This is a genomic window from Cereibacter sphaeroides 2.4.1, from assembly GCF_000012905.2.
GTDB classification, from domain to species: Bacteria; Pseudomonadota; Alphaproteobacteria; order Rhodobacterales; family Rhodobacteraceae; genus Cereibacter_A; species Cereibacter_A sphaeroides.
In genome coordinates this window covers 277,731-301,915 of the sequence record NC_007494.2, presented here as the reverse complement: position 1 = coordinate 301,915, position 24,185 = coordinate 277,731, and the positions used below count along the sequence as shown (strand labels likewise).

The window sequence follows — 24,185 nt, the reverse complement described above, 5'->3', positions numbered from 1 at the left end:
GGGCCCGAGAGGCGACGGGCGGCGGGGTGCCGCCGCCTGCCCCCTCACGTCCGGCTCAGAGGCCGCGGGCCTTCTCGATGGCCGCGAGGCAGGCCGCCTCGTCGCCCCGGGCAAGAGCGGTGCGGGCTTCCTGAATGACGCCGGCGCGGGTGTTCGCGCCCTCCCCCGATCCGGCCTCGGCCGACTGGGCCGCCGTCGGCTCGCCGTTCTGCTGGGCTTCGGCATCGGCGCCGGACATGGCCGTGGTCGCGCTGTTGCTCCCGCTGCCGTCTGCGCCCTCCAGCGGCGCGAGCGAGCCGTCCTTCGAGATGCCCTCGCCCTCGGCCATGCCCGAAGCGCCGTCCGATCCGGCGGTCCCGGGGCCGGTCGCGCTCGTGCCGGTCGTGCCCGAGCCCGTTGCTCCGGAGCCCGCCATGTCGGTCCCGCTGCCCGAGCCGGAACCCGTGGAGGTAGACCCGCCGGCCACGTCGGAGCTGCCGGTCATCGCGGAGCTGGAGGTGCCGCCGGCACCCGACCCCGCCGCCATGTCGGAGCCTCCGGCAGCCGAACCGGTCGTGCTCATGTCGGAGCCGCCCGCGGCGGACATGTCCGTTCCCGAAGCGCCGGTGGTGGATCCGCTGTCCGCAGCGGCCCCGCTCGAGGACGGCATGTCCGCGGACGCGCCGGTCAGGGATGCAAGGTCCGCGGCACAGTCGGCATGGGCGGCGGTGGCTCCGGCGAGCGCCAGGGCGCAGGTCGTGAGGGTCAGGCGTTTCATGGATCTCCTCCTCTCCAGGTTGGACGCAGGGCCTGCAACCGCGGGAGGGGATGCTTGTTCCGGGTGCGGGCAGAATGGACCCGCCGGGAAAGACCCCGATCGCCCGGGCGCTCAGCCGGAAACGCCGATACGGGCCCCGATGTGGGGCCCGTATCCGCTTCACGGGCCGGTCGATCCGGCAGAGCGCCCCGGGCCGCGCGGGACGCGCCCGGGACGGCGGCGCTTGTCAGGACGAGGCCACTTCGGCGCCCACATAGACCGGGTTGCCCTGCCGCAGCACCTTCATCAGCATCACGCCCTTGCCGCGCGCCTCGCGCATCGCCGAGGCCAGATCGCGCGGCGTCTCGATCGGGTGGCCGGCCGCTTCCTGGATCACGTCGCCCGGCGCGAGCCGGTCGGCGTTCGGCCCCGAGGGATCGACCGCCGTCACCACGACGCCCGAGGCGCCGTCCGGCAGGCCGAGCTGGCGTGCCAGCGCGGGCTCGAGCGGCTGGACCTCGATGCCGAGCGGCCCGCCGAGCCCTTCGGGCGACTCGGCCGAGGCGACCTGCGCCCGGTCGGGGGTCAGTTCTCCGATCGTCACGGTCATCTCCTGCTGGCGTCCATCGCGCTGGACCGTGAGTTGGGCTTTCTCGCCGTTCGGGATGGCCGCGATCAGCCGCGGCAGGCTCGCCCGCTCCGTCAGCTCCTGACCGTTCACCGCCGTGATGACGTCGCCGCTCTCGAGACCGCCCTCGTCGGCGGGGCTACCCTGCTGCACCTCGGCCACAAGGGCCCCGTCGCGCCCCTCAAGCCCCATGGCCTGAGCGATCTCGGGAGTCATGCCCTGAACCGTGACCCCGAGCCAGCCGCGCGAGACCGAACCCTTGTCCTGAAGCTGCGCCACGACATCCTTGACCGTGTTCGCGGGGATCGAGAAGCCGATGCCCACCGAGCCGCCGGAGGGCGAGAAGATCGCGGTGTTCATGCCGACGACCTTGCCCTCGGTGTCGAACAGCGGGCCGCCCGAGTTGCCGCGGTTGATGGCCGCGTCGGTCTGGATGTAGTCGTCGTAGGGGCCCGAGTTGATGTTGCGCCCCATGGCCGAGACGATGCCCGAGGTCACGGTGCCGCCCAGCCCGAACGGGTTGCCGACGGCCACCACCGCATCCCCCACGCGCAGCTTCTCGCTGTCGCCAAGCTCGACGAAGGGCAGGTCCTTGGCATCCTTCAGCCGGATCACCGCGATGTCGGTCATCGGATCGGTGCCCACGACTTCGGCCTTGAACTCGCGGCCGTCCTCGAGCTTGACCTTCATGTCGGTCGCATTTTCGACCACATGGTTGTTGGTGACGATGATGCCGTCCTGCGAGATCAGGAAGCCCGACCCGAGCCCGTGCATGACCTGCCCGCCCTCGGGGGCCTGCGGCATGCGGAACTGCGGGTCGATCTCGCCGAAGCGGCGGAGGAATTCCTCGAAGGGAGAGCCCGCCATCGGCGTGGACTCCTTCGACTTGGCCGTCACCTCGATGAAGACGACGGCGGGCGAGACGCGGGCGACGAGATCGGCATAGCCCTGCATCGGCACCTCGGCCCGGGCCGCGGTCGGCGGCAGGGCCGTGCCGGCGACACCGGCGGTGATGAGGGTGCTGGCGATCAGGACGGCCTTCAGCGAGGAACGCGGGGTGGGCATCGGCATGGAACTCTCCTTGGTTACCGGGGCGCGCCCGGCCCGGCGGCCGGAACCGCGGACCGCAGGGACGCGGGCCTTGGGGGACAACATGGGCGCGGCACTTGCGGGTCCGATTACCGCCGGATTACCATTCCGTAAGCTCGCGGGGACGTGATCGGGATCGGGCCGCCTCGAACCTTACCGAACCGTGAGAATGCGGAAAGGTTGCGGCAAGACGGGGGGCGCAGACTCCCGTCGATGGAGAATGACATGAAGATCCTGCTTGCCGAGGACGACCGCCAGACCGCCGACTACCTCCGCCAGGGTCTTCTGGCCGAGGGCTACAGCGTGGATCATGTGCCCGACGGGCGCGACGCGCTGGTGCAGGCGACGCTGCAACCCTACGACCTCCTCGTGGTCGACCGGATGATGCCGGGGCTCGACGGGCTCTCGCTCGTCAAGGCGCTGCGCTCGGCGCAGATCAAGGCGCCGATCCTGATCCTCACCGCCATGGGCGGGGTGACGGACCGGGTCGAGGGGTTGCAGGCCGGGGCCGACGATTATCTGGTCAAGCCCTTCGCCTTCTCGGAACTGTCAGCGCGGCTGGCGGCGCTGGCGCGTCGTCCTGCCCTGGCCGAGGGGGCGCGCGATCTTCTGCGGGTGGGCGATCTCACGCTCGACACCGTGCGCCGCACCGTCAGCCGCGGCGGCACCGAGATCGACCTCCAGCCGCGCGAATTCCGGCTTCTCGAACATCTGATGCGGGCCGCGGGGCGCGTGCAGACGCGCACCATGCTGCTCGAAGCGGTCTGGGATTTCCATTTCGATCCCGGCACCAGCGTCGTCGAGACCCACATGAGCCGCCTGCGCGCCAAGATCGACCGGCCGTTCGACAAGCCGCTGCTCCACACGGTCCGGGGCGCGGGCTACATGCTGAAGGCATGAGCCTGCGCCCCTCCCCCGATCCGCAGGCGGGGATCTCGCGCCTGTCCGGCTCCTCCTCGCTGCGGCTGGCGGCGCGGCTTGCGCTGATCTTCGTGGGGGCCACGCTTCTGGCCGGGCTCGTGTCGGTCCCGCTGCTGACGGGCGCGCTGAAGGACCGGCTGCGCGCGGATGCCCGGCAGATGGCGGAGTCGCTGGCCGCGACCTGGCAGGTGGCGGGGCTGGTCGATCTGCACGCCCAGATCGCGGCGAATGTGGCCACCACGCGCGACTTCGCCAACCTCTATCTCTTCATCGACAATTCCGGCCGGATCGTCTTCGGCAACTTCCACCTGCCCGAGCCCTTCGTCGGGTCGCGCGAACTCGTCTCGGGGCGAGACATGCTGCTGCCGGGCGCGGCGCCCGACGGGATCGGCTTCTCGGCCTACGGGTTGCGCATCCCGGCGGGCTATGTGATCGCGGCCCGCCAGACGAGCGCGCTCGACGAGGTGCGGGCGATCGTGATCCGGGCGGTGGCCTCGGGGCTGGCGCTCGCGCTTCTGCTGGCACTGGGGGTGGCGGGGATCCTCGCCTGGGGGGCGGAACGGCGGATCGCGCGCCTTTCGAGCGTGCTCACGCGGGCGTCGGCCGGCGATCTGTCCGAGCGGGTGCAGGATGCGGGCAGCGACGACATCGGCCGCATCGCGGGCGCCGTGAATGCGACGCTCGACCAGCTGGAGCTGACGGTCGAGAGCCTCCGGCAGGTCTCCTCCGACGTGGCACACGATCTGAGGACGCCCATCACGCGCCTGCGCACCTCGCTCGAACCCTTGATGCTGCGCGAGGATCTGCCTGAGGATGCCGCGGCGGACATCGCCTCGGCGGTCGGTCAGGCGGACCGGATCGTGCGGATCTTCAACGCCGTGCTGCGCATCGCCCAGATCGAGGGCGGCGGCGCCCGCCCGCGCTTCGCGAGGCTCGATCTGGGGCGGCTTGCCGACGATCTCCACGAACTGCTGGAGCCGGTGGCCGAGGAGATGGGTCACCGCATCGACGCCCGGATCGAGCCCGTGGCGGTCGAGGGCGACCGCGATCTGCTCGCGCAGGCCATCTCCAACCTCGTCGAGAATGCCTTCCGCCATTGCCCACCGCCCGCCCATGTCGCGCTGACGGTGAGGCGCGAGGGGGCGGAGGCGGTGGTGACGGTCGAGGATGACGGGCCGGGCATTCCCGCGGCCGAGCGCGAGGCGGTCTTCCGCCGCTTCTACCGGCTCGAGCGGAGCCGCAACAGCGAGGGAAGCGGCTTGGGCCTCAGCCTCGTCGCCGCGGTGGCGCGCCTTCACGGCGGCCGCGTCGAGCTGCACGACGCGGAGCCCGGCCTGCGCGTTACGCTGCGGCTGCCGGTCGGAGAGTGAGACGAGCCGTAGCTTATGGGCTGCCCGAAGCAAACTCCCGAGCCGGGCGGAGCGCCTTTGAGAAATCGCCGGCACCCGTGCCTCATTCAACGGCCGACCGGCGACCGTGCTCTCTTCAACCGCCGGCTCCACCCTCAGCTCTCGGATCACGAGCAGAGGGCGCCGTCCGAGGAGGCTCAAGGCATCGTGCTCCGGCTCGCTTCCCGACATCGGATCGCGTCGGACCGCAAGCTGTAAGGCGTCGAGCGGGAGACAACGGCGACCCTCGCCCGGCGGAGCCCGGCGAGGGTCAGGGGCTTCCGTCTCAGCGGCGGGCGATCTCCATGCCGGCGAGCGGGCAGCTGCCGGTCTGCGCCTTGGCAAGCTTCAGCGCCTCCGCCTCCTTCACCAGCTGGCACAGCATGGGAAAGCTCGAGGAGCCGCTGCCGCCCTCGGGGTCGGAGAGCGTGAGGAGACCATCGGTCACCTCCCACTTGCCTGAAGCCGAGGTGTCGAGTTCGACATTCCGCATGGTGAAGGAGCCGTCGGGAGAGAAGGTCGCGAACAGCGGCCCGATCCCGTAGGTCCCGGCTCCGAGGTCCGGAGCCTCGGCCTTCGCAGGCGCCTCGGACGGAGGCGCGGCTTCGGGTTCCTCGCTGGCGGCGGTCGATCCCTGGGAGGCCGCGTCATCAGACGCTCCAGCCGTACTCCCGGATGCCTCAGGTGCCGCTTCGGCCTCTGCGGTCGATCCTTCGGCTGCGGCGTCATCCGGCGCATCCTCCGATGCGCCAGTCGGGGCCGGCTCGGCCGCGGCGTCGGCACCCTCGTCCTGCGCACCCGCCTCCGGCTCCTCGGCTGCGCCATTCCCGCCGTCGGCCTCGGCCGCCTCCGGTTCGGCCGCAGGCTGGGACCCTGCCTCCGAGCCTTCGGCCTGCGAAGCGGTCTGCCCTGCGGCGTCCGTCTCCGGCGCGGCGGTCTCGGCCTCCTTCGCGGCCGGCTCTGCGGCGCCCGCCCCGTCCGGGGCCTGCGAGGCCGCACCCGCGGCAGCGGCGAGCGGAGCCGGGCCTGCGGCGGGCACCTTCAGATCCTGCTCGCCGATCCGCCGTTCGAGCTGCACCAGCTCCTCCGACCGGGTGGCGAGGAGGCCCGCCAGCGTCTCGACCATGCCCTGCAGATCCGTGCGCTGCCGGGCGGCCGACTGGGCCGCCGCCACCAGCGCCCCGCTTTCGGCGCGCAGGCCCTCCATCCGGCGGTCGAGATCCTGCACCTCGGCCGCGAGCTTCGAGACGGTGGCGCGCAGGTTGTCCTCGCGGTCCGTCAGCTCCTTCAGCCGCGCGTCCGCCGCCTGAAAATCGGCGATGGCCTTCGCGGTGCTCTCCTCGGCCTCGGCCTTCCGGCTATCGAAGCTCGCGATCTCCGCGCGCATCGGCTCGAGCTCGGAGGAGAGGCGGTCATGCTGGCCCTGAACCTCGGCCAGTTCGGCCTTGGCGGCCTCGAGCTGGCCGTTCAGATCGCCAAGCTGCCCCTCGGCGGCCTTGACCTGCGAGGTCAGGCCCGCGACCTCGGTCTCGAGCGTCGCAATCGAGCCGCTCAGCTCGGACTGCCGCGCCAGTTCCTCGAGCGCGAGGTTGCGCTCGTTGTACATGTAGGCCCCGACGCCGGCACCCCCGGCCGCGATGACCGCGAGCGTCACCGGCACGGCGACGGCCATTCCCATGCTCTTCGGCATGATACCCCCTTGCTTCCAACTGAGACCGGAGCGCTCCGATCGACCCGGGCGCCGGCACCGGGCGGAAGCTTACTTGTAGCGGCCGCCGCGCTCCAAGACTTCAATCTGGTATCCGTCGGGATCCGCGATGAAGAAGAAGCGGGCGATCACCTCGCCGCCGGGGGCAAAATCCACTATTTTCCGGGGGTTGAGGCCCGCCTCCGTCAGCCGTGCATGCTCGGCTGCGACATCTGCGACCGAGACCGCCAGATGGCCGTAACCGTCGCCAAGGGCATAGGGCTCCGCGCGGCCCTTGTTGACGGTGAGCTCCAGCTCGAACTCGCTTTCGGCGTTCGAGAGATAGAGCAGCGTGAAACTCTCGAAATCGAGCCGCTCGGCCACCTCGAGGCCGAAGGCCTCGCGGTAGAAGGCAAGCGAGCGCGCCTCGTCCTGCACGCGGATCATGCTGTGGATCATCTTGGCCAAGGGTGGTCCTCCTGAACAGGTGCCGCAGGGAAAGGGAGGGGCGGCAGCGCTGCCGCCGGAGGTCGCCTCCCTCGGCCGGACGGGCCGCGCGGAGGCGTCACGAGGTCGGTCACGAAGGGAGGAGACGGCCGCGGGCGGCCGCCCCCGAAGCCTCACGCGGCGGGGGCGCCGATGCCGGCCGCCCGGCGGCGCTCGACGCGGGCGCGGATCGCCGCCACATCGGTCACGGGCGTCGCCGCGAACAGCGTGCGGGTATAGGCATGCTGCGGCGCGCCGAACACCGCGTCGCGGGTGCCGTATTCCACCACCTCGCCCTTCCACATCACCATCACATCGTCGGCGATGTAGCGCACCACCGAAAGATCGTGGCTGATGAAGACATAGGTGAGGTCGAACTCTTCCTGCAGGTCGGCCAGAAGGTTCAGCACCTGCGCCTGCACCGACAGGTCGAGCGCCGAGACCGGCTCGTCGAGCACCAGAAGCCGCGGATTCACCATCAGCGCCCGCGCGATGGCGAGGCGCTGGCGCTGGCCACCCGAGAACATGTGCGGGTAGCGGTGGAAATGCTCGGGCAGAAGCCCGACCTTCACCAGCATCGCCATCGCCTTCTCGCGCCGCTGGGCCGCACTGTCCTCGGTGTTGAGGATCAGCGGCTCCATCAGCATGTCGCCCACCTTCTGGCGCGGGTTGAGCGAGCCGTAGGGGTTCTGGAATACGATCTGCACCTTGCGGCGCAGGCCCGCGGGCAGGCCCTGCGTCGCGATGTCGATGGGCTCGCCGTCGATCAGCAGCTCGCCCTCGGTCGCGGGATCGATCAGGGTGATGATCCGCGCCAGCGTGGACTTTCCGCAGCCGCTTTCGCCCACCACGGCCAGCGTCCGGCCCTGCTCGACGGTGAAGGAGATGCCCTTCAGCGCGCGCACGGGCTTGGCCCGGCGGAAGAGGCCGCCCGAGCCGGCATAGTCGCGCACGATGTTGCGGGCTTCGAGAACCGGGGCCATCACGCGCCTCCTGCCAGAGCTTCGGTGTCGATGAAATCCGAGACGGTGGGCAGCCGGTCGCCGGTGGCAAGCTCCGGCAGCGCCGACAGGAGCGCCCGCGTATAGGGATGTTTCGGCGCCTCGAAGATCTCGAGCACGCCCGCCTCCTCCATCTTGCGGCCCTTGTACATGACCACCACCCGGTCGGCCGTCTCGGCCACCACGCCCATGTCGTGGGTGATCATGATGAGGCCCATGCCGGTATCCTCCTGCAGCTTCATCAGCAGGTCGAGGATCTGCTTCTGGATCGTCACGTCGAGCGCGGTCGTGGGCTCGTCGGCGATCAGGAGCTTCGGCTGGCAGGCGATGGCGATGGCGATCATCACCCGCTGGCACTGGCCGCCCGACATCTGGTGCGGGTAGGACGAGAGCCGCGCCTCGGGATCGGGGATGCCCACCGCTTGGAACAGCTCGATGGCGCGGGCGCGCCGCTCGCGGGCCCCGAGGCCCAGATGGACGCGCAGCACCTCCTCGAGCTGGAAGCCCACCGTGAAGCAGGGGTTCAGCGAGGCGATCGGCTCCTGGAAGATCATCGAGATGTCGCGCCCGATGAGCTTGCGCCGGTCGGCGTCCGACATGGTGAGCATGTCGCGGCCGTCGAAGCGCAGCATGTCGGCCTCGACCGTGGCGGTGGCGGGCAGGAGGCCCATGGTGGCGAGCATCGCCACCGACTTGCCCGAGCCGCTTTCGCCCACGACCGCCAGAACCTCGCGGCTGTTGACGGTCATGTCGATGCCCCGCACGGCATGGAAGCGGCCGGTCGAGGTGGCGAAGCTGACGGAGAGGTTGCGGATTTCGAGTAGCGCCATCGGCTCAGCTCCGCTTCAGTTTCGGGTCGAGCGCGTCGCGCAGCCCGTCGCCCACGAGGTTGATCGCGAGCACGGTGATGAGGATCGCGAGACCGGGGAAAGTCACCACCCACCAGGCGCGCAGGATGAACTCGCGCGCTTCGGCAAGCATCGTGCCCCATTCGGGGGTCGGCGGCTGCGCGCCCATGCCGAGGAAGCCGAGCGCCGCCGCGTCGAGCACGGCATTCGAGAAGGAGAGCGTCCCCTGCACGATCAGCGGCGCGAGGCAGTTGGGCAGGATGGTGCGGAACATCAGCCGCAGGCGCCCTGCCCCGGCCACGCGCGCGGCCATGACATATTCGCGGTTCTTCTCGGCCATCACCGCCGCCCGCGTGAGCCGCGCGAAGTGGGGCTGCAGCACGATGGCAATGGCGATCATCGCGTTGGTCAGCCCCGGCCCGAGGATCGCCACCATCACGAGCGCGAGGAGCAGCGACGGGAAGGCCAGGATCACATCCATCACCCGCATGATGACCGCATCCACCCATCCGCCGAAGAAGCCCGCAACGAGGCCGAGGATGATGCCGCCCGTGAGCGCGATCGAGACCACCACACAGCCGATGAAGAGCGACTGCCGCGCGCCGAAGATCAGCCGCGAGAGGATGTCGCGGCCGACCGCATCGGTGCCGAGAAGGAAGCTCGGGTTGCCGCCCTGCTCCCAGAACGGCGGCACGAGCAGCGCGTCGCGGTTCTGGAGCGTCGGGCTGTGCGGCGCGAGCAGCGGGGCGAAGGCCGCGATCAGCACGAGCGCGAGGAAGACGCAGAGGCCGATCACGGCACCACGGTTCTCGGAGAAGTAGAACCAGAACTCGCGCAGCAGGCGCTTCGTTTCCGAGCCCTGCGAAACGGGCTTTGTCACGTCGGTCATGGAGCCCTCACGAATGACGGATGCGGGGGTTGATGACCCCGTAGAGGAGATCGACGATCAGGTTGACCAGCATCACGACGCCCGCCATGAGCAGCAGGCCGCCCTGCACCGACGGATAGTCGCGGCGCGAGATGGAGTCGATCATCCATTTGCCGATGCCCGGCCAGGAGAAGATGGTCTCGGTGAGGATGGCCCCCGCCATCACCACGCCGACCTGCAGGCCGATGGTCGTCACCACCGGGATCAGCGCGTTCCTCAGCGCATGAACCGAGATCACGCGGAAGGGGCTCATGCCCTTGGCCCGCGCGGTGCGGACATAGTCCTCGCCCAGCACCTCGAGCATGGCCGAGCGCGACTGCCGCGCGATCACCGCCATCGGGATCGTGGCCAGCACGATGGCGGGCAGGATCAGGTGGCGCACCGCCGAGAGGAAGGCGCCCTTCTGCCCCGAAACGAGCGAATCCCACAGCATGAAGCCGGTGCCGTTCGGGAAGAAGTAGAGCAGGTCGATTCGCCCCGAGACCGGGGTCCATTTCAGGATGCCCGAGAAGAAGATGATGAGCAGCAGCCCCCACCAGAAGATCGGCATCGAATAGCCCACCAGCGCCGTGCCCATCGAGATCTGGTCGAACCAGCTGCCGCGCTTGATGGCGGCGAAGACGCCCAGCGGAATGCCGATCAGCGTGGCGAGCGTGACCGCCACCAGTCCGAGCTCGACCGTCGCCGGGAACAGCGTCAGGAACTCGGTCAGGACGGGTTTCTTGGTGGTCAGCGACAGGCCGAAGTCGCCCTGAAACAGGTTCCCGAGGAAGTCGAAATACTGCACCCAGATGGGTCGGTCGAAGCCGAGCTGGGCCGAGAGTTCGGCGTGACGCTCGGGCGTGATGCCGCGTTCGCCCGCCAGGAGCAGCACCGGATCGCCCGGCAGGAGCCGCACGAAGCCGAAGGCCACGATGGTGATGCCGAGGAAGGTCGGTATCAGATAGGCAAGCTTGCCGAGGAGGAATCTGATCATCTGAGCCCTGAATGATGAGAGGCGCGCCGGGGTGCTCCCGGCGCGCCTGCCCGTTACTTTAGCCGTTTCACTCTTCGATATCGACGCCCGAGAAGCTGTGCTTGCCCAGCGGGTTCATCACATAGCCCGAGACCTTCTTCGACATCGGCATGAAGACCGTCGAATGGGCGATGGTGGCCCAGGGGTTCTCGCGCTTGAAGACGACCTGCGCCTCTTCGTAGAGCTTGGTGCGCTCCGCCTGATCCGCCGTGACCTTCGCCTTCTGGATCAGGTCGTCGAACTCCTTGTTGCACCATTGCGCGCGGTTCGCGCCGCCGTCGCCGGTGGCCGAGCAGCCCAGCAGCACGCCCATGAAGTTGTCCGGGTCGCCGTTGTCGCCCGTCCAGCCGAGGATGACCGCGCCCTTGCGCGACGGGTCGGTCGATTTCTTCAGATACTCGCCCCACTCGTAGGAGACGATCTCGACCTTGACGCCGATCTTGGCGAAGTCTTCCTGCATCAGCTCGGCCGTGCGCCGGGCGTTCGGCATGTAGGGACGCTGCACCGGCATCGCCCAGATCTCCATCGAGAGATCCGACACGCCGGCTTCCTCGAGGAGCTTCTTGGCCGCTTCGGGATCGAAGGCCGTGTCCTCGACCGCGTCGTTGTAGCTCCACATGGTCGGCGGGATCGGGTTCTTGGCGACCTGCCCCGTGCCCTGGAAGACCGCCTCGAGGATGGCCTCCTTGTTCATCGCCATGTTGAGCGCCTTGCGGACGTTCGGATTGTCGAAGGGCGCCACGGTGGTGTTGTAGGCGAGATAGGCCACGTTCAGGCCCGGCTGCTCCATCACCTGCAGGTTCTCGTCGGCCTTCAGCGCCTCGATGTCGGCGGGCGCCGGATAGGGCATGATGTGGCATTCGCCGGCCTGCAGCTTCTGCATCCGCACCGCCGGATCGGGGGTGATGGCGAAGATCAGATCGTCGATCTTCTCGCGCCCGGCCCAGTAGTCGTCATTGGCCTGATAGCGGATGACCGCGTCCTTCTGGTAGGCCACGAACTTGAACGGGCCGGTGCCGACCGGCGCGTTGTTCAGGTCTTCCTTGCGGTTCTCGGCCTCCAGCTTGTCGGCATATTCCTTCGACAGGATCGAGGCGAAGTCCATCGCGAGATTGGCGAGGAAGGGCGCCTCGGGACGGGTCAGCACGAACTTCACCGTCAGGTCGTCGACCTTCTGGATCTCCTTGATCACGGTCGGCATTTCCATGCCGCTGTAATATTCGTAGGTGATCCCGGCCACATACTGGTGCCACGGGCTGGATTCGTCGCCCTGACGCAGGAACGAGAAGATCACGTCGTCGGCGTTCATCTCGCGCGTGGGCGTGAAGAAGTCGGTCGTGTGGAACTTGACGCCCGGCCGCAGGTGGAAGGTGTATTCCAGCCCGTCGTCCGAGATCTCATAGCTCTCGGCCAGCGCGGGGGCGATCTCGGTCGTGCCCGGCTTGAACTCGACGAGCTGGTTGTAGACCGCCTGCGAGGCCGCGTCGAAGGTGGTGCCGGCGGTGTAGGGCGCGGGGTCGAACCCCTCGGGCGACCCTTCCGAGCAATAGACCAGCGTCTTGGCGTGGGCTCCGGCAGCAGCCATCAGGGCCAGCGAAGACGCGGCCAGCAGATGTGCGAATTTCATGGGTGAACCTCCATCATGTTGGAAGTGCCGCCTTCTTGCGAACGAGCGGCGCCTCGACAGGATCAAATGCGCTGTTGAAAACCTTTGCAAGGCGAATTCTCAAGGGTGACGTTGCGACGCTCCGGCAAAACAGGAACGCGGGGTCGCCGTTTGCGTTGCGCGCATGGGCCGCAAGGACGGTCCCCCTGACATGCGCGGCGGGTCGCCGCAGGGCCGCTCGAGGAGGACGGATGACCGATAAACTCAAGAAGGGCGATGCCGTGGTCTGGAACACGAGCCAGGGCCGGACCGAGGGCCATGTGGTGAAGAAGCAGACGCGCGACACGAAGATCAAGGGCCATGCGGTCAAGGCCTCGACAGACGATCCGCAATATATCGTCGAAAGCGACAAGACCGGCGCCCGCGCCGCGCATAAGCCCGATTCGCTGAAGAAGAAGTAGCCTCGGACCTGAGACGGACGGTCCGACCAACGGGCCGGCCGCACCGCTCCTGCAGATGTGCCACCCGCGCACGGGCGGCGGGTGCGCCTGAAGGCAGAAGCTCAACCGCGCGCTTTGATCCGATTGCGCCCCTCGGGCAGCCGTGCAGGCTGGGCCTTCGCTTGCTCTTGTCCCGCGAAAGGCGCTCGCGTCCATGGGCCGACAGGATCGGCGGCAGTTCAGGCCGCGGGGCCTCGCTCAGGCGCCGCCTCGGCAGGGCGCCGCCGAGCCAATTGCGCCTGCGCCCGTTTCCGTTAGGCTCCGGTTCGAGGCAGGATCACAAGAACCCGGAGGAAACGGAATGCAGGCGACGCGGCGCGCGGTGATGCTCGGACTGTTGGCGACGGGGCTCGCCGGCTGCGGCGGCGGCTTCGGGATCGGTTCCGGCGCGGCGCCGGAGCCCGCGATGCGCGCCGTGCCGAACCCGGCCTGGGACGCCTGGGTGGCGGGCTTCCGGCCGCGTGCGCTCGGCGCGGGCATCGACCCCGGCACCTTCGACCGCGCCTTTCGCTCGGCGGGCTTCCTGCCCGACGTGATCGAGCGCGACCGCAACCAGACCGAATTCACCCGCACGACCGAGGATTACCTCTCGATCGCCGCCTCCGAGGAGCGGGTGTCGCTGGGTCGCGCGGCCCTCGCGCGTCATGCGGGCGTGCTCTCGCAGATCGAATCCCGCTACGGGGTCGAGGCCGAGGTCGTGACCGCCGTCTGGGGCGTCGAGAGCCGCTATGGCGAGCGGCGGGGCGACGTGCCGATCGTCTCGGCCCTCTCCACCCTCGCCTTCGAGGGCCGCCGCGGCGCCTTCTTCGAAAGCCAGCTGATCGCCGCGCTGAAGATCCTGCAGTCGGGCGACACCGATCCCGCCCATCTGACCGGCAGCTGGGCGGGCGCGATGGGGCACACCCAGTTCATCCCGACCTCGTATCTGGCCTATGCGGTCGATTTCAACGGCGACGGCCGCCGCGACATCTGGTCGGACGATCCGACGGACGCGCTTGCCTCGGCCGCGGCCTATCTGTCGCGCTCGGGCTGGCGGCGCGGTCAGCCGTGGGGTGTGGAGGTGCAGCTTCCGGCCGGGTTCAACAGCGGCCTCGCGGGGCGCGGCACCACGCGCAGCCCGGCGGCCTGGACGGCCATGGGCGTGCGCGACATGGACGGGCGCGCGGTGCCCGACCACGGCGCGGCTTCCATCCTCATCCCGATGGGGCTCGCCGGACCCGCCTTCATGGTCTTCCGCAACTTCACCGTCATCACCCGCTACAACAATGCCGAGAACTACGTCATCGGCGTGGGGCACCTGTCGGACCGTCTCCGCGGCGGGCCGCCGATCCGGGGCCGCTTCCCGCCGGACGCCCGCGGCATGACCAAGGCCGACCGGCAGGAGCTGCAGCGCCGCCTGACCTCGGCGGGCTACGACACCGGCGGAACCGACGGGGTGGTGGGAAGCAAGACCGAGGCCGCGATCTCGGCTTACGAGGCGGCGAACGGCCTGCCGGTCACCGGCCAGCCCTCGGTTCCGCTCCTGCGCCGGCTGGGCGGCTGAGGGCGGGCCTCCCCGCCCCGCAAAGCCGCGCGTCTCAGGGCACGAGAGCCTCGAGCTCGGGCAGGAGCGTCACGCTCTCCTGCTCGTTCGGATCGGTGCGCGAGATGACCGCCACGGCCGGCCGGTCCGAGAGGTTCATCGGCAGATGCGGCATGTCGGCGGGGATATAGAGCAGCTCGCCCGCGCCCACCTCCATCCGGTGCTCGAGCCGTTCGCCCCAGAACATCACTGTCTCGCCCTCGAGCACATAGATCGCCGTCTCATGGCTCGCATGCTTGTGCGCCCGGGCGCGGCCGCCGGGGGGAATGGTCAGGAGATGCATGCAGATGCCCTGCGATCCCACGGATTGCGCCGAGACGCCCTCGTTGTAGGTGAAGCCCTGACGGCCGTCGTAGAGACCCGTCGGACGCAGCTTGCGACAGTCGGCCATGGCGCGGCTCCTCCCCCGATGATGGGCCCGAGCCTAGCACGCCATCGATCATCCGTCAGTCGGGATCGGCGTAGGGATGCAGGCCGCCCTGCGGGTCGCGCACCTGCCAGCGGCCGGGACCGTCGGCGATCAGATGGTCGTACGTGAGGGGAACCTTGCCGAACCCGCCCGGCAGGTCGAGCACATAGCTCGGCAGGCCGATCCCGGTGATCCGGCGCCTGAGCTCGGCCATCAGTGCGCGGCCCTCGTCGATCGTGGGGCGGAAATGGCCCGCGCCCTTTGCGAGGTCGCAATGATGCAGGTAATAGGGCTTGACCCTGAGGCGCAGCAGCGCCCGGAACAGCTCCTCAAGCGTGTCGACGGTATCGTTCACCCCGCGCAGCAGCACCGACTGCGACAGGAGTGGAATGCCCCGGTCGGCCAGCCGCCCCAGCGCCGCGCGCGCATCGAGGCGCAGCTCGCCGGGATGGTTCACATGGACCACGATCCAGACGGGGATCGGCCCGAGCAGCGCGCGCAGCATGTTGTCGTCGATCCGGTGGGGCGCCACGACCGGCACGCGACTGTGGATGCGCACCTGATCGAGATGGCCGATCTGGCCGAGCCGCCCGATGATCGCGCGCAGCCGCCGTGGCGACAGGGTGAGCGGATCGCCCCCGGTGAGGATCACCTCGCGCACCGAGGGCGTGGCATCGATATAGTCGAGCGCCGCCGACAGGTCGGCCTCGGGCAGGATCCCCTCGCTGCCCACCACCTCGCGGCGGAAGCAGAAGCGGCAATAGACATCGCAGGTGCGGGTGACATGCAGGATGACCCGGTCGGGGTAGCGATGGGTCAGGCCCGGCACCGGGCTGCGCGCCGCGTCGCCGATGGGATCGGCCAGTTCCTCGGGGCGGATCTCCAGCTCGTCGAGCGTGGGCACGAACTGGCGCGCCACGGACGGGTCGTCCGAGGCGGCCACCATCTGCGGCGTCAGCCGGATGCGGAAGGCGCGCGCAACCTCTTCCAGCCGGTTCTCGGCCGGATCGGTCAGCCCGGCGTCGCAAAGATCCCTGAGATTTTCCAGCGCGCGGTCCATCAGGACAGCCTCCATCGCAAAAGAGGGGCGCCTTATCGTCGCACCCTCGCGCGGACGCAAGCGGCGAATCCGCCCTGTCGGCGGGAATGTCCCCCGGCTGCGGCGGGGGCTAGTCGCGCAGGAGCCCGGCCACCCAGCGCGGCACGACCTCGGTGGCAGGCCCGTAGAGGCCGCGGTCGAACAGGCCGCGGCGTCCGCTCGGCTCGAGATTGATCTCGAGCGTGGGAATGCCCTGCGCCGCCGCCTCGTCGACGAAGCCCGCGGCGGGATAGACCTCTCCGGAACTGCCGATCACCACGAAGAGCGTGGCCCGCGCCAGCCGCTCGAGGATCTCGTCCATCCGATAGGGCATCTCGCCGAACCAGACGATGTCGGGGCGGGTGGCGGGCCGGCCGCAGCTCGGGCAGGCGTCCTCGGACCTCATGCGCTCGGGCGCAGGCCAGCGGTGGCCGCAGGCCGCGCAGAGCGCGCGGCGCAGCTCGCCGTGCATGTGGATCACGCCGGTCGAGCCCGCCCGCTCGTGCAGGTCATCCACATTCTGCGTGACCAGCGTCACCTCGCCCGGATGGTCGCGCCCGAGCCGCGCAAGGGCCGCATGGGCTGCGTTGGGGGCCGCGTCGAGGCAGTTCTTCCGGCGCATGTTGTAGAAGTCATGGACCAGAGCGGGATCGGCGCGAAAGCCCTCGGGCGTGGCCACGCGGCTCAGGTCGTAGCGGGTCCAGAGGCCGTCCTTGTCCCGGAAAGTGCCGAGCCCGCTTTCGGCCGAGATCCCGGCGCCGGTCAGGATGAAGATCGAATCCATGGGCCGAAGCTACCAGTCCGCCCGCTCCGGCGCCAGCCGCGGCAGGTCGACCGGCGCCGCCCCGGCGCTTGCATCTTTCGGAAACGAATTCTGTATGTTGCGCGATCAATGTCGCGCAGAGCACGAGCTGCGCCCGCCGCAGGACCGGGACCGCATCGAGACCGGCGTGCCTTGACGCGGACGCTGCCTCTGGTGGCGGTCTTTTCGGGTCCCGAGGTGGGCGTCCCTGCCCGTTCGAGCCGAACCCTCATCCTCAGATCAAATTTGAACTTCAGCCTCCAAGGCTTTTCTTGCAAATAAAAATACGATCATCCCGCCTTGCGCGCGAGGGTCCGGCTCGGAAGGTCGGCCGTGGTATGGCCGCGGATCGGGAAGGTGAGGCGGAAGCAGGCGCCGCCCTCGTTCCGGCGCTCGAGAACGGCGTCGGCCTGCGCCACGAGGGCCTCGACGATCGCCAGCCCCGAGGGCTTCGGTTCCGCCCCCTCGGGCAGGCCCACGCCGTCGTCGGCGATCTCCAGCCGCGCGGTGTCGGCACCGACATGGTGCAGCGACACGCGGATCCGCCCCGGCCGCCCGTCGGGAAAGGCATGCTTCACCGCGTTCGTCAGCAGTTCCGCCGCGACGAGCGCCAGCGGCACCGCGCTGTCAGGCCCGATGCGGATCCCCTCCTCGACGTCGCGGTCGACGGTGATCGAGCGTTCCGGCGGCACCAGCGCCTCGCTGAGGCTCAACCGTTCGATCAGCCGGCCGAAATCGAGATCGTAGCGCTCGCCCGCCGCGAAGAGCATCGAGTGGACCTCGGCGATGGCCATGATCCGGCCGCGCAGCTCCAGCGGTTCGATCCCGCCGCGCGTGCGGATCTGCCGGTCGATCAGCGCGAGCACGAGCGCGAGGTTGTTCTTCACCCGGTGGCTCAGCTCCTGCATCAGCCGGGCCCGCTGCTCGGCGATCTTCTGCGTCGCCTCGAGCTGCTGGCGGGTCTCGAGCGCGATGACACTCAGCTCCATCGCGCGACGGATGCGCCCCGAGAGCACGAAGATGAAGAGCGCGAGCAACCCGAGGAACATCCAGATCGGCACGACGCGCCAGAGCCAGCCGGCGCGGATCTCCGAGACGGGCGCGCCATAATTGGCCACCAGCGGCAGGTCGGGCACACGGGTGAAGCTGTAGAGCCGGTTGATGCCGTCCGAGATCGCAACGGTACGGTAGCTGCCCGAGACATGACCCTTGGTCGCCTCGACCGCGGGGGCGGTCTCGTCGAGCATGATCGGTCGCGAGACGTTCCGGCGCAGGAGCAGATATCCGTCCGTGCGCAGCAGCGACGCGGCATCCGTCGGGCTCGGGGCGATCTGCTGCAGGAAGGCCCGGATCGATCCGAGGGTGAGCATCGACACGAAGATGGCGTCCTGCCCCTCGTCGGAGAAGTCGGTGGCGACGAAGAGCCGGTCATTGACCGGGTCGGCGGTTTCGAAGCGCCCGACGAAGACCGTCCAGCCCGCGGCGCGTGCGGCACGGAAAGCCTCGATGGGAAAGCGGAAGTCGGAAGGATAGAGCCGGCCCTGGGCGAGCACCCGCCCGTCCGGCGCATGGACGGCAATCCCGCCCGAGGAGGTCTGCGCGCTTTCGATGGCCGTCAGGAAGCCCTCGAACGGCGGCGACGTCAGATAGTCCGGTCCCTGATCCTTGAGATCGCGCAGCGCCGCCTGCTGCAGGATCACCTGGGTCTGCACCAGCCGCTCGACATAGAGCGAGATCAGGCGCGCCTTGGACTGCCCCTGCTCTTCGAGGGCGGCAACCTCTTCGTTCCACGACCAGACGGCCCAGACCACCATGCCGAGCACGGCCAGAATGGCCGCTCCCATCCTCAGCGCGATGAAGTGGGTCGATCGCAAGGGCTTGCCTGCCGGGCTGGTCATGTTGCGCATCTGGCGCACACCCTAGGCCGCCCGTCCGCCGGGCTCAAGCACCTCCGTGGCCGCAGGTTGCCGCCGCGGCAGGCCCGGACCCGGGGCCGCCGCGGACAGTCGCGGGTCAGAAGTTTGCGGTGAGCCCGACCCAGAGCCTCCGGCCCGAGCCGGAGGCGTTCTGCTCCTCGACGGAGATGCCTTCGTCGAAGAGATTGTAGACGGCCGCGTTCAGCATCATGGCCTCGGAGACCCGGTAGCTCGCGCCCACGTCCACCGTCGCATAGGAACCGTATTTGTAGGCGATCACCTGGCCGGCGTCATTCTCGGCATAGGGCCGGCCGTTGCTGCCGATCCGCGCACCCGCGTTGATCTCCGAGCCGTGGTAGGTCGCGGCACTCCAGGCCTCGAGCCCATCGACGGGCGTCAGCCAGTCGAGCCGGAGCGAGGCCATGTGCTCGGGCGTGCGGGCGAGCGGCAGGCCCTCGTAATCGCCCGACTCCTGTTCCGAATGGGTCCAGGTGTAGCTGCCGCGCAGAGACAGGCTGTCGGTGATCTCGGCCCGTGCCGTCAGCTCGACCCCGGTCAGGGTCGCATCCTGAACGTTGTACCATTCCCACCGGTTGTAGTCGGTGCCGCCCACTGTGATCCGCCGGTCGGTCTTGCGGCTCTCGATCTTGTCCGCGAAATCGGTCCGATAGGCGGTGGCCCCCAGTTCGAACCGGCCCGACTGCCAGAGCGCCCCGATCTCGTAGCTGGTGCTGCTCTCGGGATCGAGGTCGCTGTTGGCCACGATCACGCCCGCGCCGCGTTCGGTGGTGTAGTAATAGCCCGCCGCGGTCTGGCGGATCTCGGGGGTCCGGTAGCCGGCCGAGGCGCCCCCCTTGATCGTGAGGTCGGGCGTCACGTTCCACACGCCATAAAGACGCGGCGTGACATGGCCGCCGAAATCCTCGTTCTGCGTGTAGCGCGCCCCGAGCGTCAGGGCGAAGTCGGGATGCAGGCGCCATTCGTCCTCGAGGAACAGCGCCCATTCGTCGAGCTGCCAGTCGTAGTCGCGCCCGTCGCCGATGCCCGGATTCTGGTCGGTGAGGTCGGCGCGCTTGTATTGCCCGCCGCCCACGAGCGTATGGCTGCCCGCCCATGTCAGCGGCACCGTCACCTTGGCGTCGAGCACCGAGTTCACGATCTCGGGCGCGCGCTCATCCTCGACGAGGCGGCCCTCCACCGTGCTCCAGGTGGTGCGGCGGCCCTTCTCCTGCTGGAACGAGAGATCGGTCGTCACATCGCCCCAGCGCCCGCTGTGGCTCACCGACCAATGCTCGCGGATGTTCTTCTGCCGGCTGGGATTGGCGGTCTCGTCCAGAGTGCGCCCGGGGGTGAGATCGCGGTCGAGGCCCGTCCGCCCGGCCTCGAGCCGCAGTTCCTGATCCTCGGTGAGCGCCCAGGTCAGGCGCGCGGTCAGGTCGCGGTCCTCCTGCCCGGGCTGACCCGAGAGCAGCTCTGCCTCGTCCTGATCGAGGACCCTGCCCCAGATCTGGAGCCCGAGCCTGTCCGGCACCACCGGCCCCGAGAGATAGAACGAGAGCTGCCGGTTGCCGCTGTCCTCGGAGGCTTCCGGCAGCACGGTCTCGGCCGTGACCGAGCCCGACCAGCGGTCGGCCACCTTGCGGGTGATGATGTTGATGACGCCACCCATGGCATCCGAGCCGTAGAGCGAGGACATGGGCCCGCGCACCACCTCGATCCGCTCGATGGCGGCGACCGGCGGGATGAAGCTCTGCTCCCAGCCCGCATTGCCGTTGGTGCGGCTCTCGCGCGTGCCCTGCCGCTTCCCGTCCACGAGGATCAGCGTATAGGCCCCCGGCAGGCCGCGGATGAAGATGTCCTGCTCGCCGGCCACGCCCGTGGTCACGACGCCCTGCGCCTCGCGCAGCGCGTCCGACAGGCTCGTGACATTGCCGCGTTCCAGATCCTCGCGGGTGATGATCGAGACAGAGGCGGGCGCGTCGGCCACGTTCTGCTCGAAGCCGCCCGCCGTCACCGTGATCTGATCGAGGGCGATGGGCTCGGCCGCGGTCTGGGCCTGAGCGGTCAGGCCGGTGGAGAGGAGGGTGCCGGCGGCAAGGAGGGCGCGGCGCCCCCGTCTGGGGAAGGGGGCGATGGGACGGCGGCTCGGCACGTTGAAAGACAAGCCGCGTCCGGCATGGGACGTCGGAGGCATGGGAGAATCCCTTGAGTTTTTCGATGGATGCGCCTGAGCTCGCAACCGTGGGTGCGATACCTGAGTAATTCGCTAGTATTAGCGCCCGACGGCCGAGTCAACCGCGCCCGGTCAGACGTGGTGCAGCACCAGAGGCCGTCCGCGATGCTCGGCCACTTCCATCTCGATCCCGTAGAGCCGGTGCAGGATCGGGGTCGTCAGCACCTCGGCCGGGGTGCCTTCGGCCGCGATCCGCCCGTCCTTCAGGGCGAGGATGTGGTCGGCCCAGGCGGCGGCATAGTTCACGTCGTGCATCACCACGACGACGCTGCGGCCCCCGGTGCGGACGAGGTCGTTCAGCCGCGACAGAAGGGCGCGGGCATGGGCCATGTCGAGATTGTTCAGCGGCTCGTCGAGCAGGAGCCAGTCCGTTCCTTGGGCGAAGGTCATGGCGAGGAAGGCGCGCTGGCGCTGGCCGCCCGAGAGCTCGTCGAGGAAGCGGTCGGCGAGCGGGCCCAGCTCGAACACCGCGATGGCCTCCTCCACCGCCGCCGCATCGGCGGGCGTGCGGCGGCCCTGATGGTGCGGCCAGCGGCCGAAGCCCACCAGCTCATGCACCCTGAGGCGGCTGCCCACCGCCGTCTCCTGCCCGAGCACGGCCATCTTCAGCGCGAGCTGGCGCGACGGGGTGCGGGCCACATCCAGCCCGTCCACCCGGATCCGCCCCTGCCCCAGCGGCGCGAGCCGCGCGATGAGCGAGAGCAGCGTGGACTTGCCCGCCCCGTTCGGCCCGATCAGCGCCGTGAGCGCCCCCTTCGGCAGCCGCGTCGTCACATCGGTCAGGATCTCGGCCCCGTCGATCCGGTGGCCCACGCCCTCAAGCTCGATCATCGGATCCGTCCCTTCATCAGAAGCCACAGGAAGAAGAGCCCGCCCGCCAGTTCGACCACGACGCTGAGCGTCCCCTCGAGGCGCAGCAGCCGCTCGAAGAGGAACTGTCCGCCCACGAGCAGCGCCACGGCCGACAAAGCCGCCGCGGGCAGCAGCGCCGCATGGCGCGCCCGCTCGGTCAGCGCATGGGCGAGCGAGGCCACGATCAGCCCGAAGAAGCCGATCGGACCCACGAGCGCGGTGGCGCTGGCAACCAGCACCGCCACCAGCCCCAGCGTGAGAAGCGCGAGCCGGTCGTGTCCGAGCCCCAGCGGCACCGATGTCCGCCGCCCCAGCGCCAGCACATCGAGCCGCGGGGCGAGCACCAGTGCCGTGCCCATCGCCGACAGCGCAAGGAGCCCCGCCCAGGGCAGCAGGCCCGCCTCCACCCGCGAGAAGGTGGCGAAGCTCGCCTGCTGCACCACCGCATAGGCGTTCGGATCGAGCAGACGGCCCACGAAGCCCGCAGCCGAGCGGAAGAGGATCCCGAAGATCACGCCGGTCAGGATCATCCGCGGCAGATCCTGCGCCCCCCGGGCGAGCAGCGTCCCGAAGAGGAGGAGCGCCGCCGCCACCAGCCCCCCGGTCTCGAGCAGGAACTTCGTCCCGCCCGGCAGGGCCGCGAAGCCCGAGATGCCCAGAACCGCCACCAGCGCCGTCTGCATCAGCACATAGAGCGCGTCGAACCCCATGATCGAGGGCGTGAGGATGCGGTTGGTGCTCACCGTCTGGAAGAGCACCGTGGCCACCCCCACCGAGGCCCCGACCACCGTCAGCGCCGCGAGCCGCGTGGCCCGCAGCTCCAGCGCGAAGGCCCAGTTCGCCGCCCGGAGCCCCCAGAAGAGATAGAGTCCGGCGACGACGAGGCAGATCGGCACCAGCCAGCGGATCGACCTATCCACGCGCGGGCCTCCAGAGGAGCCAGAGGAAGAGGAGCGAGCCCAGCACGCCCAGCACCGTGCCCACCGGCAGCTCGTAGGGATAGCGCACGAGGCGGCCGATCAGATCGCAGGCCAGCACCAGCGCCCCGCCCCCCGCCGCCACCACGGGCAGGGTGGCGCGCAGGTTGTCGCCCATGATCCGGTTGACGAGGTTCGGCACCACGAGGCCCACGAAGGGCACCATGCCGACCGTCACCACCACCATCGCCGTCACCACCGCCACCACAAGGAGTCCCAGCCGCATCACGCCTCTCGCATCGAGCCCGAGCCCCACCGCCGTCCGCTCGCCGAGGCCCAGGATCGCGAACCGGTCGGCAGCCAGAAAGGCGAGCGCGGCGGCCGCGGCCGCCACCCACAGAAGCTCGTAGCGCCCCGCAAGCACGCCCGAGAATTCGCCCGTCATGAGCCAGATCCCCACGAGCTGCATCATGTCCGCCTGCCAGGCGACGAAGGTCGCGGCCGACTGCAGCACGCCCGAGAGGATGAGGCCCACCAGCGGCACGAGCAGCACCTCGCGCGGCGGCAGGCGGCGGATCAGCGCGAGGAAGAGGCCGGTGCTTGCCATCGCGGCGAGGCTCGCCACGATCATCTTCACCCAGAGCGCCGCGCCGGGCGCCGCCAGCGTGACGACAAGCAGCCCGATGGCCGCGCCCTCGGCGGTGCCCGTTGTGCCGGGCTCGACGAAGCGGTTGCGCACGAGCTGCTGCATGACGACGCCCGCCACCGCAAGCGCCGAGCCGGTGAGGATCACCGCCAGCGTGCGCGGCAGGCGCGAGACGATCAGAAGGAGGTGCCCCTGCGGATCGGACCAGAGGGCCGCCGGGCCGAGCCCCGCGGCCCCGACGAAGAGGCTCAGCACCGCCAGCGGCAAAAGAGCCACGAGGGCCAGGCGGAAGGCCATGTCAGCCCCGCTCCCGCCCGGGAAGGCCCGGGCCGAGGCCGGCCGAGAAGGGTCGGATCATCGCGCAGATCTCCCGAAGGGTTCCGGCGTGTGGCTGGAACTGGCTCCACGCGACGCGCCGACGGATAACCGCCCCCGCAGCCGGGGTCCAGTGCGGGCGATCACCTTTCCGGGGGCGGAGAAGACGTCGGGCCCGAGGCCCGCCCGTCCCATGACCACTCGCCGGTCGAGAGGGAGAGTCGGGCCGAAGTCGCGAAGCGGGAGGGAAATGACGCTCGATCAGCCAGACATCCGGGGCAGGAACGCGCCGCAGTCAGCAACGATAAAGTCCACGAAAAAGGGGCGCCGAAGCGATCCGGCCCGGCACCCCTGCGTCCCGGACTTTTTCACGACGATCCGACAGGACACGCAAGACGCTTGAAAAGGCGCGCCTCTCGGGTATTCCTCATGTCGCACGAATAAGTGCGACCGGTCCGGCACCCACGGCCCGCGGCCCGATCCTTTGGAGAGCAACCCCCTTCCAAAGAGCCACAGCTCCTCTCTCTTGGTGCGAAATCTTTACAGGTTGGGGGCACACAGCTAGCTAAAATCGTCGCGTCGCGTCTCAGGTTCCCGGGAAT

21 protein-coding genes are annotated in these 24,185 nt (G+C 69.5%); 4 read left to right on the top strand and 17 right to left on the bottom strand.

All coding sequences use genetic code 11. The features are described from left to right. Nucleotides 1-55: 55 nt before the first annotated feature. Complete coding sequence (locus tag RSP_RS16860; RefSeq protein ID WP_017140340.1) at nucleotides 56-757, bottom strand: hypothetical protein; 702 nt, start codon at nucleotides 755-757, stop codon at nucleotides 56-58. 226 nt (nucleotides 758-983) lie between these two features. Continuing rightward, nucleotides 984-2,435 carry a DegQ family serine endoprotease gene (locus tag RSP_RS16855; RefSeq protein WP_011339151.1) on the bottom strand — a complete coding sequence of 484 codons (1,452 nt, stop codon included), beginning with the start codon at nucleotides 2,433-2,435 and terminating at the stop codon, nucleotides 984-986. 243 nt (nucleotides 2,436-2,678) lie between these two features. On the opposite strand from RSP_RS16855, the gene RSP_RS16850 reads away from it, so the two are divergent. Beyond that, nucleotides 2,679-3,353 carry a response regulator gene (locus RSP_RS16850; RefSeq protein WP_011339150.1) on the top strand — a complete coding sequence of 225 codons (675 nt, stop codon included), beginning with the start codon at nucleotides 2,679-2,681 and terminating at the stop codon, nucleotides 3,351-3,353. Further along, nucleotides 3,350-4,744, top strand: coding sequence for a HAMP domain-containing sensor histidine kinase (locus RSP_RS16845; protein WP_011339149.1), 1,395 nt, complete (start codon nucleotides 3,350-3,352; stop codon nucleotides 4,742-4,744). The genes RSP_RS16850 and RSP_RS16845 overlap by 4 nt, the downstream gene beginning before the upstream one ends. Nucleotides 4,745-5,048: 304 nt before the next feature. Here RSP_RS16845 and RSP_RS16840 read toward each other — a convergent pair whose 3' ends face one another. The 7 genes from RSP_RS16840 to RSP_RS16810 all read right to left on the bottom strand — a co-directional run bounded on the left by RSP_RS16840 (nucleotide 5,049) and on the right by RSP_RS16810 (nucleotide 12,354). Beyond that, the gene (locus tag RSP_RS16840; RefSeq protein WP_011339148.1) at nucleotides 5,049-6,452 is read right to left on the bottom strand and encodes a coiled-coil domain-containing protein; all 1,404 of its coding nucleotides are present in this window, start codon (nucleotides 6,450-6,452) and stop codon (nucleotides 5,049-5,051) included. Nucleotides 6,453-6,521: 69 nt separating this feature from the next. Continuing rightward, entirely contained in the window at nucleotides 6,522-6,917 is a 396-nt protein-coding gene (locus RSP_RS16835; protein ID WP_011339147.1) for a VOC family protein, read from the bottom strand. A gap of 152 nt (nucleotides 6,918-7,069) precedes the next feature. Then, nucleotides 7,070-7,918, bottom strand: coding sequence for an ATP-binding cassette domain-containing protein (locus RSP_RS16830; protein WP_002723845.1), 849 nt, complete (start codon nucleotides 7,916-7,918; stop codon nucleotides 7,070-7,072). Then, the gene (locus tag RSP_RS16825) at nucleotides 7,918-8,766 is read right to left on the bottom strand and encodes an ABC transporter ATP-binding protein (RefSeq protein ID WP_009561433.1); all 849 of its coding nucleotides are present in this window, start codon (nucleotides 8,764-8,766) and stop codon (nucleotides 7,918-7,920) included. The genes RSP_RS16830 and RSP_RS16825 overlap by 1 nt, the downstream gene beginning before the upstream one ends. A gap of 4 nt (nucleotides 8,767-8,770) precedes the next feature. After that, the gene (locus RSP_RS16820; protein ID WP_002723841.1) at nucleotides 8,771-9,673 is read right to left on the bottom strand and encodes an ABC transporter permease subunit; all 903 of its coding nucleotides are present in this window, start codon (nucleotides 9,671-9,673) and stop codon (nucleotides 8,771-8,773) included. Between the two features lie 7 nt (nucleotides 9,674-9,680). Next, complete coding sequence (locus RSP_RS16815) at nucleotides 9,681-10,688, bottom strand: ABC transporter permease subunit (protein WP_002723839.1); 1,008 nt, start codon at nucleotides 10,686-10,688, stop codon at nucleotides 9,681-9,683. A 67-nt stretch (nucleotides 10,689-10,755) separates the two neighbouring features. Further along, entirely contained in the window at nucleotides 10,756-12,354 is a 1,599-nt protein-coding gene (locus RSP_RS16810; protein ID WP_002723837.1) for an ABC transporter substrate-binding protein, read from the bottom strand. Between the two features lie 230 nt (nucleotides 12,355-12,584). Here RSP_RS16810 and RSP_RS16805 point away from each other — a divergent pair, with 230 nt between their 5' ends. Further along, complete coding sequence (locus tag RSP_RS16805; protein WP_011339146.1) at nucleotides 12,585-12,794, top strand: hypervirulence associated TUDOR domain-containing protein; 210 nt, start codon at nucleotides 12,585-12,587, stop codon at nucleotides 12,792-12,794. A 340-nt stretch (nucleotides 12,795-13,134) separates the two neighbouring features. After that, entirely contained in the window at nucleotides 13,135-14,376 is a 1,242-nt protein-coding gene (locus RSP_RS16800) for a lytic murein transglycosylase (RefSeq protein ID WP_017140339.1), read from the top strand. A gap of 34 nt (nucleotides 14,377-14,410) precedes the next feature. On the opposite strand, the gene RSP_RS16795 is transcribed toward RSP_RS16800, so the two are convergent. The 8 genes from RSP_RS16795 to RSP_RS16760 form a co-directional block, all read right to left on the bottom strand. Then, nucleotides 14,411-14,806 (bottom strand): cupin domain-containing protein, encoded by a 396-nt coding sequence (locus RSP_RS16795; RefSeq protein WP_002723831.1) that lies wholly within the window; start codon nucleotides 14,804-14,806, stop codon nucleotides 14,411-14,413. 55 nt (nucleotides 14,807-14,861) lie between these two features. Then, nucleotides 14,862-15,884 (bottom strand): lysine-2,3-aminomutase-like protein, encoded by a 1,023-nt coding sequence (locus RSP_RS16790; RefSeq protein ID WP_011339144.1) that lies wholly within the window; start codon nucleotides 15,882-15,884, stop codon nucleotides 14,862-14,864. Between the two features lie 109 nt (nucleotides 15,885-15,993). Continuing rightward, nucleotides 15,994-16,686 (bottom strand): NAD-dependent deacylase, encoded by a 693-nt coding sequence (locus RSP_RS16785; protein WP_011339143.1) that lies wholly within the window; start codon nucleotides 16,684-16,686, stop codon nucleotides 15,994-15,996. Between the two features lie 308 nt (nucleotides 16,687-16,994). Then, complete coding sequence (locus RSP_RS16780; protein ID WP_227590665.1) at nucleotides 16,995-18,602, bottom strand: sensor histidine kinase; 1,608 nt, start codon at nucleotides 18,600-18,602, stop codon at nucleotides 16,995-16,997. A 115-nt stretch (nucleotides 18,603-18,717) separates the two neighbouring features. Next, on the bottom strand, nucleotides 18,718-20,814 hold the full coding sequence (locus RSP_RS16775; protein ID WP_017140336.1) for a TonB-dependent receptor domain-containing protein: 2,097 nt from the start codon (nucleotides 20,812-20,814) through the stop codon (nucleotides 18,718-18,720). Between the two features lie 111 nt (nucleotides 20,815-20,925). Continuing rightward, nucleotides 20,926-21,684, bottom strand: a complete 759-nt coding sequence (locus RSP_RS16770) for an iron ABC transporter ATP-binding protein (protein WP_011339141.1) — start codon at nucleotides 21,682-21,684, stop codon at nucleotides 20,926-20,928. Beyond that, a complete protein-coding gene (locus RSP_RS16765; protein WP_011339140.1) occupies nucleotides 21,681-22,625 on the bottom strand; it encodes an iron chelate uptake ABC transporter family permease subunit in 945 nt (314 codons plus the stop codon). The genes RSP_RS16770 and RSP_RS16765 overlap by 4 nt, the downstream gene beginning before the upstream one ends. Further along, nucleotides 22,618-23,565 carry an ABC transporter permease gene (locus RSP_RS16760; RefSeq protein ID WP_011339139.1) on the bottom strand — a complete coding sequence of 316 codons (948 nt, stop codon included), beginning with the start codon at nucleotides 23,563-23,565 and terminating at the stop codon, nucleotides 22,618-22,620. The genes RSP_RS16765 and RSP_RS16760 overlap by 8 nt, the downstream gene beginning before the upstream one ends. Nucleotides 23,566-24,185: the final 620 nt, after the last annotated feature.

Excerpts from the sequence above, each read along its gene's own strand:
- RSP_RS16805 (WP_011339146.1), top strand. The coding sequence starts at position 12,585 with ATGACCGATAAACTCAAGAAGGGCGATGCCGTGGTCTGGAACACGAGC.
- RSP_RS16820 (WP_002723841.1), bottom strand. The coding sequence starts at position 9,673 with ATGACCGACGTGACAAAGCCCGTTTCGCAGGGCTCGGAAACGAAGCGC.
- RSP_RS16845 (WP_011339149.1), top strand. The coding sequence starts at position 3,350 with ATGAGCCTGCGCCCCTCCCCCGATCCGCAGGCGGGGATCTCGCGCCTG.
- RSP_RS16800 (WP_017140339.1), top strand. The coding sequence starts at position 13,135 with ATGCAGGCGACGCGGCGCGCGGTGATGCTCGGACTGTTGGCGACGGGG.
- RSP_RS16760 (WP_011339139.1), bottom strand. The coding sequence starts at position 23,565 with ATGGCCTTCCGCCTGGCCCTCGTGGCTCTTTTGCCGCTGGCGGTGCTG.
- RSP_RS16770 (WP_011339141.1), bottom strand. The coding sequence starts at position 21,684 with ATGATCGAGCTTGAGGGCGTGGGCCACCGGATCGACGGGGCCGAGATC.
- RSP_RS16785 (WP_011339143.1), bottom strand. The coding sequence starts at position 16,686 with ATGGATTCGATCTTCATCCTGACCGGCGCCGGGATCTCGGCCGAAAGC.
- RSP_RS16775 (WP_017140336.1), bottom strand. The coding sequence starts at position 20,814 with ATGCCTCCGACGTCCCATGCCGGACGCGGCTTGTCTTTCAACGTGCCG.
- RSP_RS16810 (WP_002723837.1), bottom strand. The coding sequence starts at position 12,354 with ATGAAATTCGCACATCTGCTGGCCGCGTCTTCGCTGGCCCTGATGGCT.
- RSP_RS16815 (WP_002723839.1), bottom strand. The coding sequence starts at position 10,688 with ATGATCAGATTCCTCCTCGGCAAGCTTGCCTATCTGATACCGACCTTC.
- RSP_RS16840 (WP_011339148.1), bottom strand. The coding sequence starts at position 6,452 with ATGCCGAAGAGCATGGGAATGGCCGTCGCCGTGCCGGTGACGCTCGCG.
- RSP_RS16825 (WP_009561433.1), bottom strand. The coding sequence starts at position 8,766 with ATGGCGCTACTCGAAATCCGCAACCTCTCCGTCAGCTTCGCCACCTCG.
- RSP_RS16790 (WP_011339144.1), bottom strand. The coding sequence starts at position 15,884 with ATGGACCGCGCGCTGGAAAATCTCAGGGATCTTTGCGACGCCGGGCTG.
- RSP_RS16860 (WP_017140340.1), bottom strand. The coding sequence starts at position 757 with ATGAAACGCCTGACCCTCACGACCTGCGCCCTGGCGCTCGCCGGAGCC.
- RSP_RS16850 (WP_011339150.1), top strand. The coding sequence starts at position 2,679 with ATGAAGATCCTGCTTGCCGAGGACGACCGCCAGACCGCCGACTACCTC.
- RSP_RS16855 (WP_011339151.1), bottom strand. The coding sequence starts at position 2,435 with ATGCCGATGCCCACCCCGCGTTCCTCGCTGAAGGCCGTCCTGATCGCC.
- RSP_RS16795 (WP_002723831.1), bottom strand. The coding sequence starts at position 14,806 with ATGGCCGACTGTCGCAAGCTGCGTCCGACGGGTCTCTACGACGGCCGT.
- RSP_RS16830 (WP_002723845.1), bottom strand. The coding sequence starts at position 7,918 with ATGGCCCCGGTTCTCGAAGCCCGCAACATCGTGCGCGACTATGCCGGC.
- RSP_RS16780 (WP_227590665.1), bottom strand. The coding sequence starts at position 18,602 with ATGACCAGCCCGGCAGGCAAGCCCTTGCGATCGACCCACTTCATCGCG.